Consider the following 12782-nt stretch of genomic DNA (forward strand, 5'->3'; position numbering starts at 1 on the left):
TTTTGCAGATAAATGAAACCGATATCAAAAAAATGGTTGAACAAGTGCTTCAGCAATTAGGTCAAAATCAAACAACTGATGCACCTGCTTCCCAACAAAATGATATTAGCTTAGGCGATGGAGTGTTTGCTACTGTTGACGAAGCTGCAGATGCAGCAAAAGTTGCATGGGAAAAGCTTCGTAAACTTCCATTGTCAACAAGAAGACAAATGATTGAAAACATGAGAGAAACAAGCCGCAAGCATGTTAATGAATTGGCACAGCTTGCAGTAGAAGAAACAAAACTTGGTAGAGTCGGAGATAAAGTTGCCAAAATTCTTTTAGCAACAAATAAGACACCTGGTGTGGAAGATTTAGTTAGCACCACTTATTCTGGTGATGATGGTTTAACACTTGTTGAATATGCACCAATCGGAGTATTTGGTTCCATTACACCTTCTACGAACCCGGCAGCAACCGTCATTAACAATTCGATCTCATTGATTGCAGCAGGTAATACGGTTGTTTACAATCCACATCCAAGTGCAAAACAAGTTTCAATTAGAACACTTAAACTTTTAAACCAAGCGATTGTAGCTGCGGGCGGTCCTGAAAATACTCTAACATCTGTGGCAGCACCTAATTTAGAGACGTCAGCACAGGTCATGAACCATCCAAAGGTTAACGCACTTGTGGTTACAGGCGGAGGACCTGTTGTAAAGGCAGCGATGTCTGTTGGTAAAAAAGTAATTGCAGCAGGGCCAGGTAATCCTCCTGTTGTTGTAGATGAAACAGCGATTATTTCAAAAGCAGCAGCAGATATTGTTAAGGGTGCAAGCTTTGATAACAATGTTCTATGTACTGCTGAAAAAGAAGTATTTGTTGTTGACAAGGTGGCTAATGCACTTAAGGCAGAAATGGTAAAGAATGGGGCTATTGAACTTAAAGGCTTCCAATTCGAAAAACTACTTGAAACAGTCCTTGTGAAGAAAAACGATAAGTTTTATCCAAACAGAGACTACATTGGAAAAGATGCCTCTGTTATTTTACAAGCTGCTGGCATTCAAGCAGGTCCAAACGTGAAGCTCATTATTGCTGAAACGTCAAAGGATCACTCATTAGTGATGACAGAAATGTTAATGCCAGTTTTACCGATTGTCAGAGTTCCTGATGTCGATAAAGCGATTGAGTTAGCCGTTATTGCTGAAAAGGGTAACCGTCATACAGCGATTATGCACTCACAAAATATAACCAACTTAACAAAAATGGCACAAGAAATTCAAGCTACGATTTTTGTTAAAAATGGTCCGTCTGTTGCTGGACTTGGCTTTGAAAGTGAAGGATTCACCACACTAACCATTGCAGGCCCAACAGGTGAAGGATTAACCAGTGCTAAAACATTTACACGCCAGCGCCGCTGTGTTTTAGTTGATGGATTTAGAATCATATAGTGGGGTGTTTGTAATTGGCTAAGGCAAAAGAAGAAAAAACCGTCACTTCACAAGAAGAAAAAGTAAAAAAACAAGAAAAACCAAAATTAGAGGTTATAACTAAAGGAGGAAATAAAATGAGTCAAGAAGCATTAGGAATGATTGAAACAAAAGGTTTAGTAGGTGCAATTGAGGCAGCAGATGCTATGGTTAAAGCTGCAAACGTAACGTTAGTTGGAAGAGAATTAGTTGGTGCTGGTCTTGTTACTGTAATGGTTCGCGGTGATGTAGGTGCCGTTAAGGCTGCAACAGAAGCTGGTGCAGAAGCAGCTCAGCGTGTGGGCTCATTACTATCTGTACATGTCATTCCACGTCCAAACGGAGATGTAGAAGGTATCCTACCAAAGACTGAATAAGGGGCAACATGATGGAACAATCCATTGAAAGCTATATCAAAAATTTGGTAAGAGATGTCATTGGTCAGTCTCTAGGTGAACTTCAGCTTCAAAACGATCGGCAAACCTATGTCATTGCCAATTGGAAAATGAATAAAAATCTAGCTGAGACTGCTGAATTCTTCCAAAAAATAAATAGTAGTAATGAAGTTTCAGTAGTTGTTTGTCCTCCGACACAGCTCCTGTATCCAGCCCATCTGTTTATCAACCAATCAAAGAAGTCCATTGGGTTGGGTGGGCAAAACGTACATTGGGCAGATAAAGGTGCCTATACAGGGGAAACATCCATCAGTATGTTAAAGGATGTGGGCTGTGATTATTGTATCATCGGGCACTCCGAAAGAAGACAATATGCAGGTGAAGATGATCAACTAATTAATCAAAAGGTTAAGCAGGCGATTCAGGCTGGTATTACCCCCATTATCTGTATTGGCGAAACACTAGAAGAAAAAAATTCAATGCAAACAGAACAAGTTTTATCAACTCAGCTATTCGGTGCATTGAAAGAAATTGCTTCAAGCAATTTTATTCTAGCGTATGAACCGGTATGGGCAATTGGAACAGGTCAATCTGCTACAGCTCAACTTGCCCAGCAAACCCATGCTTATATTCGATCAATTTTAACAAATATGATTGGACAAAAAGCAGAAAGCATCTCGATTCTTTACGGTGGATCTGCAAATGAAAGCAATGCAGCCGAGTACAGTGCAATGCCAGATATCGATGGCGTACTTGTAGGAGGAGCTAGCTTACATGCACATTCATTTGATGAAATTATCAATGTATTTGCCAAAGGAGAACAAAATCAATGAAAAAAGTGGCAATCGGTTGCGATCATGGTGGATACGAACTTAAAGAAAAGTTAAAAGCCTATTTAACGGAATTAGGCTATGAATATTTAGATTATGGATGTAAGGCTAATGAATCAGTAGATTATCCAGACATTGCTTTCCTTGTAGGTGAAACAGTCGCTACAAATGAAGAGTATGTAGGGATTATGATAGATGGAGTTGGCGTTGGTAGCGGAATGGTATTAAATAAAATACCAGGTGTACGCGGTGCTGTTTGCTGGGATTTATCATCGGTAATAAACAGCCGTGAACATAATAATGCAAATGTGCTTTCCATCGGCGGTCAATTTATTGGTGAAGGTCTTGCCAAGCAATTAGTAAAAACATGGTTGGAAACAGATTTTGCTGGCGGACGTCATGATCGTCGAGTAACGAAAATCATGGAAATAGAAAGCCGTTTCTTAGGGCGTTAATTTTTCGAAATGGCTTGTTAAAGAACATTTTTGGTTTTTATACCCTGTTGATTGGAGCGGAAGGCGCGAAGACTCCTGTGGGAGTATGGTTCAGGGGAGACCCCGCAGGCGCAAGCGCCGAGGAGGCTCGCCGAAACACCCACGGAAAGCGAAGCTCCTGGAGCGGAAATCAACAGACATGTTTAATAAAGCCTTCGAAATAGACTTTTAAGGAATTCTAGAAAGCAGGTTTTAAAATGTTTGTAGCCAAAGTGATTGGAAATATGGTCTGTACACATAAAAATGAAAATTTAAAAGGGTTAAAGCTTCTGATTGTTCAACCAGTAGATGATCAATTGAATGATAAAGGCAAACCACTTGTGGCTATAGATACGATTGGACAATCAGGAGAAGGAGATCTCGTTTACTTAGCAAAAAGCAGAGAATCTTCCTTACCACTTAACAAAGATTTGGTCCCGTCAGACGCGGGGATATTAGGAATTATTGACTACTATAATGTGACTAAATGAATGGAGGAAATATAAATGAGTAACGCATTAGGAATGATCGAAACTAAGGGTTTAGTAGGAGCTATTGAAGCAGCAGACGCAATGACAAAAGCAGCAAACGTGACATTACTTGGAAAAGTAAATGTGGGCGGAGGCTTAGTATGTGTAATGGTTCGTGGTGATGTTGGTGCAGTAAAAGCAGCAACTGAAGCAGGTGCGGATGCAGCTGGGCGTGTTGGAGAATTCTTATCAGTTCATGTAATCCCAAGACCACACTCAGATATCGAGAAAATTCTTCCTGTAGCAAAATAATGAAACTAGCAAAAGTAGTAGGGAATGTCGTTTCAACGATTAAAACACCCAGTCATCAAAATAAAAAGCTCATGGTTGTCATCCCAGTTGACGCATCAGGTAAAGAATGCGGTGATGCAATGATTGTGTTTGACCGCTTTCATGCAGGGGTTGGCGATTATGTGCTGATACTAGAAGAGGGTGGATCGGCAAGAGATATTTTAGAAGACCCAAAAGGTTCTTTTGATGCGGTCATTGCCGGTATCATTGATCGATTACATTAATGTGAGGTGAGCACGATGCAAATTGAAGCATTGGTTGAACAAATAACAAATCAAATTATGCAACAATTAACGAATAAAGAAGAGTTAAAAGAAGTAAAACAAGTTTCTTCTGGAAACGTAACATATAAAGAAGGTTCTTCATCTAACATCATTACAGGTCCTTCTGTAGCTAGAATGATTGACCACACACTATTAAAGCCTGAAGCATCTAAAGAGCAAGTTGTGAAGCTTTGTGAAGAAGCGAAAGAACATAAATTTGCCACAGTATGTGTAAATCCTTACTGGGTTTCCACAGCTGCAAAAGAACTTAAAGGCTCTAGTGTAGGTATTACAACAGTAGTTGGCTTTCCATTAGGTGCAACAAGCACATTTGTCAAAATCGCTGAAACTCGTGATGCGATCGCTAACGGAGCAACAGAGATTGATATGGTCATCAACATTGGTGCACTTAAATCAGGTGATTTCGAAACAGTGAAAAAAGACATCGAAGGTGTTGTGTTAGCTGCGAAAGGTCATGCTCCTGTAAAAGTAATCATTGAAACAGGACTTCTTGAAATTGAAGAAAAGAAAAAGGCTTGTATTTTAGCAAAAATGGCTGGCGCGGATTTCGTTAAAACCTCAACTGGTTTTGGCCCTGGTTGTGCTACAGCAGAAGACATTAAGTTAATGCGTGAAGCTGTAGGTCCAGACTTGGGAGTAAAAGCATCTGCTTGTGTTAGAGATTTAGATACAGCTAGAAAACTAATTCAAGCTGGTGCAACGAGAATTGGTGCTAGCTCAAGTATTGCCATCATTACTGGCGGTCAGGGAACTGGATACTAATTAATTAACGAGTAAATGAAAGTTGTCATGTTCAAAGAATAGTCGAGAGGCGGATCTTCTTTACATTTGGGTCTGTCTCTCAACTTTCTATTCCTCTTAATCTAAAAAGTATTGAAAATTTTTAGATTGTTTACTATAATTATATTTACAAAATGTAATCGCTTACATACACGAGGAGTGTTTATAATGAACAATATTGGACATCAACTAAAGAAAATAAGAGTAAATCGCGAAATTGAAATAGAAAGACTTGCCTCTTTATCTGGTTTAGATGCCGATCTGATTACGGCAATAGAGGATGGCGAGCTTGATGTACAAATATCAACCTTAGCGAAAATTTCTGAAGCATTAAACTGCTCGTTCTCCATTGGAGATGTATCAATCTAATCCACTTAAAATCGCCCTTAAGGCGATTTTTTTATGTAAAAAACAAATTGACTCATATGGTTGAGACCGCTATGAGTCAACTTGTTTTCGATTATCTAAATCTTTTCTTTCTTGGTCTAAAGCGATAATTATCATCACTTTCAAACACATTGATATTACCATCTAGATTTTCCTTATCTCTATATCCCATATCTGAATCTAATTTTCTATCTTCTTCTTCAACAAAATTAGCGTCGTCGCTTCCATCTTCAACTTCAACTTCAAGCTTCATATTGTCAATTTCTTCTTGTGTATGGTCTTCAACTATAATACTATCAGTTTTGTCATCTACAGGTACGTCAGATTCGCTAACCTCTTTATTAGTCAAAAGCTCATCATCAATATTAGTAGAATGATCACCTTCTTCCTCAATTACCTCCTCGTTTTCAACAGAGGTTCCAAGTTTTTCTTTTTGAATTTTGTCAAGAGTGTCCTTTCTCCTGACTGCTATCCCAATTATCTCATCAATCAGAGCTGCGAATTGCTCAAAGTCGACATTATTTTCACCACTGTTTTGTATTACACTAAGAAAATCATCATAAAAAATTAGAAATTCTTTTTCGTACTGTTCTCGATCCATCTCTCTAAAACTTTTTCCATTAGTCCTAATAAAACCAAGGATTAACTTTGAAATGACTGAAGATGTTGCTTGTAGTTTTACCTGGTCAACTTCAGAATCACTATTTAAATAGTAATTAATATCTCGAAGTGTTTGATAATAGCTCTTAAAATTCCGAGTAATTTCTAAGTATTTTAATTTACTCATTTGGACATTCCTCCTTTTTTTACAACCGCCAAAATTATCTTTTTGTTTTAGGGCTATAAATAGACTATTCTTATTAAGAGGTAAATGTTAAAGGAAGAGAAAAATGACTAATACAATATCATACATAAAAGAATGGCAGCAGGCACTGCAAAATGAAATAAATTATTTGAAAAAATACGGTAGTAATAAATTTCTTGTCACAAATGGGAGACTGCTGTCTACAGAAGGTTCCTATACGTATTACTTTGATACATCAGGACCTTTACAAATTCCTGTGAGTTCTACCATTAAGATTGAATGGGGAAGCATGAAACAAAATGGACGTGTGCTTTCCTCTGAGGGAAGAGGGGTGATGGTTGACTTAGAAAAGTCATTTGGTGATTTAATCCCGGAAGCCTATTTGTGTCATGATCCGTGGGAACTGCTTGAACAGCTTATCGAGAGGCTAGATGATATCAAAAAAAACAAACAAAAGCGTCTTCGTGTCAAAAAATTGATGGATCCCTCCATGCCAGCGAAACATCCTGTTGAAAAGATAAAAAGCAATGTACACGAGTTAGTTCTACGGTCAAAATATAATCCCATAACTTTTGTTTGGGGTCCCCCGGGAACAGGAAAAACCTATACCTTAGCACGTGTGGCGGCTAATAAATACTTTCAGGATAAACGGGTGCTGGTTGTATCTCATAGTAACCAAGCAGTAGACGTGTTAATTAGTGAAGTTACCTCTTTTTTAAAAAAGAAAAGTCGTTTTCGTGAAGGAGAGGTACTACGCTATGGGGGAAATACAGGTGGACTACTTTCCAATCATGAAGCCATCACTACGAGTCAACTTCTTCAGCTCCATAGTCCTATGCTAGCTGAAGAGAAGGATATGCTTACAGAGGAAAGAAGGAAGCTAAAGCAGGATTTGGCCAGTTCCTTTAGTAAGCGAGATACAAATTACCTTTTAGAGTTAGAGACAAAAATGGCACGAGTGCTTGATAAAATCCGACAAAAAGAAATCGAATTCATAAAGGATGCATATGTAGTTGGGGCAACCCTTGCAAAAGCAGCATCTGATTCCGCCATTTTTGAAAAGGAGTTTGACGTTATCATCCTTGATGAAGCCAGTATGGCCTATGTACCCCAGGCTGCCTTTGCTGCTTCACTCGGGAAACGTGTGATTATTTGCGGTGATTTTAAACAATTGCCGCCGATTGCTTCTTCACGGGATCACCTGGTAAGCACGTGGCTAAAGGAGGACATTTTTCATCGATCTGGTGTTGTTGAATGGGTAAATAATGGCAGGATCCACCCCCATCTTTTTTTATTAAAAGAGCAAAGGAGAATGCATCCAGATATATCAGCCTTCACTAACAAGTATATATATCATTCACTAGTTGGTGACCATGAGAGTGTCCGCTCCAGCAGGAATAGTATTGTTGAAAAAGCCCCTTTTCAGGGCAGAGCCTCTGTTCTTATTGATACAAGTTATACTGGTGGGCATTGTATACAAGAGCGAACCTCTCATTCTCGAATGAATCCATGGCAAGTATTATTGTCGTTTCAATTAATTCATGAATCCTACCAGGCTGGTTTAAAGTCGATTGGTTATGTTACTCCATACCGTGCTCAAGCTCAGCTGATGAATCTTTTATTAGAAGATATTTATGAAAAAGAACGAGTTTCAGCCGATATTATTGCAGCAACTGTCCATCGCTTTCAAGGCAGTGAACGTGATGTGATGATTTTTGACTCCGTCGATAGTGAGCCTCAAAGCCGTGCAGGCATGCTTCTTACCGGCAAAGATAGTGAACGATTAATCAATGTAGCAATCACAAGAACAAAGGGTAAGTTTATTCATGTTAGCAATCGGTCATTTATTCGTAATCATGTGTATTCTGGGAAAACACTGAGACAGTTGGTGGAACACCAAGAACTTCACCAACAATTGGTTGGCACAGTGGATATCGGTAAGTGGCTTCGGAATCAGCACCCACGATTGCAATGGATGCACGGACGTAAGCTTGATAGGGTATTTAAAGATATCGAAATGGCTAGGTCGTCAATTGTGATTTCTTTACCATCCCAAACGGTTCTAACGGAAGAATGGAGGGAGAGGTTAAGAAACCGAGCACAACAGGTGAAATTAACGATAATTTCGGATGATGAATGGCCGGAGCTTTTGGTAAATGAAAGAGTAGACGAGGGTTTGTCGTTTCCATTTATCGTCATCGATCAACGGTTTCTTTGGTTGGGGTTGCCTTTAGAAGGGCTGAAAGGTGTTAGACCGCCATACATTGCGGTAAGACTTGATTCCGAGAAAGTATCTGAATATCTTTTAGGGCAGTTTATGAAAAGAGAGTAGAAATTGCGGCGTTTTTAGCTTCAGTTTCTACTCTTATATACAAATTTTCTGTATTTGAGGTAATCCAGCCAGAAAAATTCTTACTTCCGATTAAAATGTTAAATTTATTATCGAATTTTGAGAGTTTATTCGCGAATCCAATTTTACTGTGTCACTCGTTCACTTATTTCACCATGAATCGTTGAATTTACTCTAACATGTTGTTCAGAATTTCTTACCTTAAACGTCAGCATTAAACCTACAACTAAACACAGAGAAGAAAATAAAAAAGCGCTTTTGAAGCCGCCGAAATCCTCGATCAACCAGCCGGCCATGGTAGGACCAATAAATTGTCCCACTGCAAAGTAAAACGTAACATAACTAAAAGCTAATGGCATGTCAGTAGGCCGAACATGGTCCATACTTGAAGCCTGTGTTAACGTAAATAATCCGGTAGACGTGCAGCTTAATATAATGATATGGAGGGTAAAGCCTAGGAGCGTGGTAAAGAAAATAGGCAGTGCCATAGAAAATAAGGTCAGGCCCATTGTTAAAATGAGCGACGTTCTCCGTCCGATTTTATCAGAAATAAATCCCCATATTGGTCCGCTAAAAATAGACAAAATTCCATTCAATGCCATTAATTGCCCGGCAAACTTTATGTTAATGCCTGATTCAATCATAAAGCTCATGATAAAAATCATCTGGACAATGTAAGTTACACCAACAATTCCATAGATTAATCCAACATTAATCACTTTCGGATTTTTATAGATTTCTTTTGGCGAATCTTTCAGGCTGTTCTGTTCAAAAGCCAATTCAACTGGTGGGTTTTTTATAAATAATAAAGTTAGCAATACAACACTTAACCCAATAACTGCGAATACTCCCCAGGCTATTCTCCAACCTATCTCGGAATTTAAGCTACCAAGGTAGGGAACGATGATTCCCGCAAAGAGGATACCAATACCTGCCCCGCTCGTTGTTAAACCAATGACAAATCCCTTTTTTTGCGGGAACCAGGCAACAAGTAAGGAGATAAAAGGGGTATAGGTAAAGGAGGTTCCAATCCCTAATAACAGCATAAAAAGAAAGGTTACAAGGAATGAAGTAGTAAACGTAAGCCCAGCTAAGCCTAGCGTAACCAGAGAAATTCCAAGTAAAATAGTCCGTTTACTACCCCATCTCGATGCAAGGATACCTGCAAAGATAATGGTACTTAAATACCCTAAGGAAGTGGTGGTACCGAGGTAACCTGCTTCCTTATAGGTTAGATGAAGGCCTTCTCGCATAAACGGAAGAATCACTCCATAAGAAAGTCTTGCAAATGCTAGAACAACAACAGTTGTTAACATTCCAATAATGGCATAAACCAATAAACGTTTATAGCTGCTTTTTTCCATTAAATAACCTCCTATTTCCCAAGACCCAATTCAACTTATTTTACTTATCATTTTATTCGGGTACCTAAATTTCTATGTGAACAATTACCTGTTAAGCCTCCGAAGAACTATTACCTTATTAATCTAAAAAATCTGTCTTGACAATTTACCAATTTCTATGGATAATCAAATAAATTGAAAAATTGAAAAAAGGTATGGGATTAGTAAATCATTGGAACGTGTTAGAGAATGAAACCCACTGGCTGAAAGGTTTCTCACGGAAAAATAATTGAACCTGCCCTCACATGCTGCTTATGCAAACATAAGCCGTCCTCCCTCGTTACAGGTTCAAGTGGATGTAGGCGCAAGTTTCCTGCATCAATAAAGGTGGTACCGCGGAAACGATTCTTCCGTCCTTTTATAAGGACAGGAGAGTCGTTTTTTTATTTTAATAAGGAAAGGTCCGAAGACAGATGAAAAAACAGCTGGTGGTAGTGAAGATTGGAAGCAGCTCACTAACAAGTGCCTCGGGGCATATTTCAGAAGAAAAAATACATGATCATGTGAAAGCACTGTCCTATTTAAAGGAACAGGGGCATGAGGTTATTCTCATTTCTTCCGGAGCTGTTGCTGCAGGCTTTGGAACGCTTGGATATCCAACACGACCTAAAAGTACAGCTGGTAAACAGGCAGCTGCAGCTGTCGGGCAAGGTCTACTAATGCAACATTACATTCAACTGTTTAAAGAGTTTGGTATCATTCCAGCTCAAATTTTATTAACACGAGAAGATTTTTACAGTCAGGTCCGGTTTCAAAACTTATTTTCAACGATGACAGAGCTTCTTCAACGAGGCGTTTTACCAATTATTAATGAGAATGATTCCGTGTCAATTGAGGAATTGACCTTCGGAGACAATGATTTATTGTCAGCACTGGTTAGTGGTTTTCTACATGCCAATGCATTAATTATTCTAACGGATATCAATGGACTCTACGATGGAAATCCAAAAGTGAATAAAGAGGCAAAAAAATATCATTTTATCCCAGAAATATCCGAACAACTCATCGCAGTTGCCGGAGAAAGTGGGTCTTCTGTCGGTACAGGAGGGATGAAGTCAAAGCTGCTTGCTGCAAAAAAAGCATTATCCCTTGGCGTCAGTGTTTTTGTCGGTACCGGCACGGGAAAGGAAAAACTGGTCGATATCTTAACTGGGAAAGGAGACGGGACATATATTGGAGGACCCTTCCAAACACAAATGCAAATGAAAAAGCAATGGATTGCTTATCATTCGCAAGTCGGCGGTGTAATTGAGATTGATGAAGGCGCAGAAAAAGCCATTGTGTTTCATGGAAAGAGCTTGTTGCCTGTTGGAGTTACTAATGTCATCGGCGAGTTTAATGCCTTAGACGTTGTCATGGTTAGAAACAAAAAAGGGAATGTCATAGGCAAGGGGCAAATTTATTATTCTTCTAAAAATCTATTAAAAGTGAAAGGCTTACCTGGTGAACAATCGAAAGGGTATTCAATCAATAAAAAAGTAGAAGTGATACATCGTGATAATTGGGTCATTATGCCAAAGGAGTGAGTGGGAGTATGAGTGAATTACTAGAGAAAGCCAGTCTTTTAAAAATTGCTTCGAAAACATTAGGAATGCTTTCATCCATCGAAAAAAACGAAGCGTTAGAAAAAATCGCTGATCATATACAATTTAAAAAGGAATGGATTGTCAGTGAAAATGCAAAGGACATTGAGGCCGGGAAAAAAAACGGACTATCAGACTCTTTAATTGATCGACTCTCATTAACAAACGAGAGAATTGAACAGATTGTGGCTGGAGTTCGTCAGTTAATACATTTAGAGGACCCAATCGGTGAAACGATTGACGCTTGGGAACGACCAAATGGACTTCGAATTGAAACGATTAGGGTTCCACTCGGGGTTATCGGGATGGTATACGAGGCTCGACCGAATGTAACGGTTGATGCAGGGTGTCTTTGTTTGAAAGCTGGAAATGCGGTTCTTCTAAGAGGTAGCTCTACCGCTATTCATTCCAATAAAGCCCTCGTCCATACTATGCAAGAGGCACTCGAAGGAACGGCGATTCCAAAGGATGCGGTCCAACTATTGGAAGATACAAGCCGTGAGACAGCCTCTGAAATGTTTAAGTTGAACCTATACCTAGATGTCCTCATTCCTCGAGGCGGAGCAGGACTTATTCAATCCGTTATCCAAAATGCTACTGTTCCAGTTTTAGAAACGGGCGTTGGAAATTGCCATGTGTATATTGACGAATCAGCTGAAGAAAAAATGGCAATTGATATTGCTATCAATGCCAAATTACATCGGCCTTCCGTATGTAATGCTGCTGAAACGTTGTTAATTCATGAAAAATGGCCTTATAAGTCGGAACTCTTAAGAGCCCTTTATGACCAGGAAGTAGAACTTCGTGGGGATGAAGGATTAGCAGCTACTTATCCGTTTGTACAGCAAGCCTTAGAGGAGGACTGGCACAAAGAATACTTAGCACCAATATTAGCAGTTAAAGTGGTTAGCGATGTAAAGGAAGCGATTGAACATATTGATCGTTATGGTACGAAGCATTCGGAAGCGATTATAAGTGATAATGAGGCAAATGTTCATTTGTTTTATCAATCGGTTGATGCGGCGGTTTTATACCATAATGCTTCTACCCGCTTTACAGATGGGGAGCAGTTTGGCTATGGGACAGAAATCGGAATTAGTACGCAAAAGCTTCATGCAAGGGGACCAATGGGCCTAAAGGCAATTACAACGACAAAAACAATTGTCCGTGGTACAGGTCAAATTAGGTTATAAATCTAAGATACCCTAAAAATATCAAACAAG

General features: G+C 39.2%; 14 protein-coding genes. 12 read left to right on the plus strand and 2 right to left on the minus strand.

What is annotated here, in order from left to right; translation table 11 throughout:
• The first annotated feature begins 2 nt into the window (after positions 1–2).
• The 9 genes from AC3A54_RS10290 (at position 3) to AC3A54_RS10330 (ending at position 5400) form a co-directional block, all read left to right on the plus strand.
• Positions 3–1430, plus strand: a complete 1428-nt coding sequence (locus AC3A54_RS10290; RefSeq protein WP_487654389.1) for an aldehyde dehydrogenase family protein — start codon at positions 3–5, stop codon at positions 1428–1430.
• 116 nt (positions 1431–1546) lie between these two features.
• Complete coding sequence (locus AC3A54_RS10295; protein WP_308084172.1) at positions 1547–1825, plus strand: BMC domain-containing protein; 279 nt, start codon at positions 1547–1549, stop codon at positions 1823–1825.
• A gap of 11 nt (positions 1826–1836) precedes the next feature.
• Entirely contained in the window at positions 1837–2676 is an 840-nt protein-coding gene (gene tpiA / locus AC3A54_RS10300) for a triose-phosphate isomerase (RefSeq protein WP_487654390.1), read from the plus strand.
• Positions 2673–3128 (plus strand): ribose 5-phosphate isomerase B, encoded by a 456-nt coding sequence (gene rpiB / locus AC3A54_RS10305; protein ID WP_308083964.1) that lies wholly within the window; start codon positions 2673–2675, stop codon positions 3126–3128. Before tpiA ends, rpiB begins: the two co-directional genes overlap by 4 nt.
• A 236-nt stretch (positions 3129–3364) precedes the next feature.
• Positions 3365–3637, plus strand: coding sequence for a EutN/CcmL family microcompartment protein (locus tag AC3A54_RS10310; protein WP_308083965.1), 273 nt, complete (start codon positions 3365–3367; stop codon positions 3635–3637).
• A gap of 15 nt (positions 3638–3652) precedes the next feature.
• On the plus strand, positions 3653–3928 hold the full coding sequence (locus AC3A54_RS10315) for a BMC domain-containing protein (protein ID WP_308083966.1): 276 nt from the start codon (positions 3653–3655) through the stop codon (positions 3926–3928).
• Positions 3928–4191, plus strand: a complete 264-nt coding sequence (locus AC3A54_RS10320) for a EutN/CcmL family microcompartment protein (protein WP_487654391.1) — start codon at positions 3928–3930, stop codon at positions 4189–4191. Before AC3A54_RS10315 ends, AC3A54_RS10320 begins: the two co-directional genes overlap by 1 nt.
• 174 nt (positions 4192–4365) lie before the next feature.
• Positions 4366–5013 (plus strand): deoxyribose-phosphate aldolase, encoded by a 648-nt coding sequence (gene deoC / locus AC3A54_RS10325; RefSeq protein ID WP_308084173.1) that lies wholly within the window; start codon positions 4366–4368, stop codon positions 5011–5013.
• A gap of 186 nt (positions 5014–5199) precedes the next feature.
• Positions 5200–5400: a helix-turn-helix domain-containing protein gene (locus AC3A54_RS10330; RefSeq protein ID WP_308083968.1), complete on the plus strand. Its 201-nt coding sequence runs from the start codon at positions 5200–5202 to the stop codon at positions 5398–5400.
• A 91-nt stretch (positions 5401–5491) separates the two neighbouring features.
• Here AC3A54_RS10330 and AC3A54_RS10335 read toward each other — a convergent pair whose 3' ends face one another.
• Positions 5492–6205 (minus strand): hypothetical protein, encoded by a 714-nt coding sequence (locus AC3A54_RS10335; RefSeq protein WP_487654392.1) that lies wholly within the window; start codon positions 6203–6205, stop codon positions 5492–5494.
• 103 nt (positions 6206–6308) lie between these two features.
• Between AC3A54_RS10335 and AC3A54_RS10340 the strand changes: the two genes are divergently transcribed.
• Positions 6309–8555, plus strand: a complete 2247-nt coding sequence (locus AC3A54_RS10340; RefSeq protein ID WP_487654393.1) for an AAA domain-containing protein — start codon at positions 6309–6311, stop codon at positions 8553–8555.
• Between the two features lie 143 nt (positions 8556–8698).
• Here the strand turns inward: AC3A54_RS10340 and AC3A54_RS10345 are convergent, their stop codons facing one another.
• Complete coding sequence (locus AC3A54_RS10345) at positions 8699–9937, minus strand: MFS transporter (protein WP_487654394.1); 1239 nt, start codon at positions 9935–9937, stop codon at positions 8699–8701.
• A gap of 452 nt (positions 9938–10389) precedes the next feature.
• Here AC3A54_RS10345 and proB point away from each other — a divergent pair, with 452 nt between their 5' ends.
• Positions 10390–11502, plus strand: coding sequence for a glutamate 5-kinase (gene proB / locus AC3A54_RS10350; protein WP_487654395.1), 1113 nt, complete (start codon positions 10390–10392; stop codon positions 11500–11502).
• Positions 11503–11510: 8 nt separating this feature from the next.
• A complete protein-coding gene (locus AC3A54_RS10355) occupies positions 11511–12752 on the plus strand; it encodes a glutamate-5-semialdehyde dehydrogenase (protein WP_487654396.1) in 1242 nt (413 codons plus the stop codon).
• The last annotated feature ends 30 nt before the right edge of the window (positions 12753–12782 follow it).

The sequence above is a fragment of the Neobacillus sp. Soil_C_43 genome, from assembly GCF_057656715.1.

Excerpts from the sequence above, each read along its gene's own strand:
- AC3A54_RS10340 (WP_487654393.1), top strand. The coding sequence starts at position 6,309 with ATGACTAATACAATATCATACATAAAAGAATGGCAGCAGGCACTGCAA.
- AC3A54_RS10345 (WP_487654394.1), bottom strand. The coding sequence starts at position 9,937 with ATGGAAAAAAGCAGCTATAAACGTTTATTGGTTTATGCCATTATTGGA.
- AC3A54_RS10335 (WP_487654392.1), bottom strand. The coding sequence starts at position 6,205 with ATGAGTAAATTAAAATACTTAGAAATTACTCGGAATTTTAAGAGCTAT.
- AC3A54_RS10355 (WP_487654396.1), top strand. The coding sequence starts at position 11,511 with ATGAGTGAATTACTAGAGAAAGCCAGTCTTTTAAAAATTGCTTCGAAA.
- AC3A54_RS10315 (WP_308083966.1), top strand. The coding sequence starts at position 3,653 with ATGAGTAACGCATTAGGAATGATCGAAACTAAGGGTTTAGTAGGAGCT.
- AC3A54_RS10330 (WP_308083968.1), top strand. The coding sequence starts at position 5,200 with ATGAACAATATTGGACATCAACTAAAGAAAATAAGAGTAAATCGCGAA.
- proB (WP_487654395.1), top strand. The coding sequence starts at position 10,390 with ATGAAAAAACAGCTGGTGGTAGTGAAGATTGGAAGCAGCTCACTAACA.
- AC3A54_RS10320 (WP_487654391.1), top strand. The coding sequence starts at position 3,928 with ATGAAACTAGCAAAAGTAGTAGGGAATGTCGTTTCAACGATTAAAACA.
- AC3A54_RS10310 (WP_308083965.1), top strand. The coding sequence starts at position 3,365 with ATGTTTGTAGCCAAAGTGATTGGAAATATGGTCTGTACACATAAAAAT.
- rpiB (WP_308083964.1), top strand. The coding sequence starts at position 2,673 with ATGAAAAAAGTGGCAATCGGTTGCGATCATGGTGGATACGAACTTAAA.
- AC3A54_RS10295 (WP_308084172.1), top strand. The coding sequence starts at position 1,547 with ATGAGTCAAGAAGCATTAGGAATGATTGAAACAAAAGGTTTAGTAGGT.
- deoC (WP_308084173.1), top strand. The coding sequence starts at position 4,366 with ATGATTGACCACACACTATTAAAGCCTGAAGCATCTAAAGAGCAAGTT.
- tpiA (WP_487654390.1), top strand. The coding sequence starts at position 1,837 with ATGGAACAATCCATTGAAAGCTATATCAAAAATTTGGTAAGAGATGTC.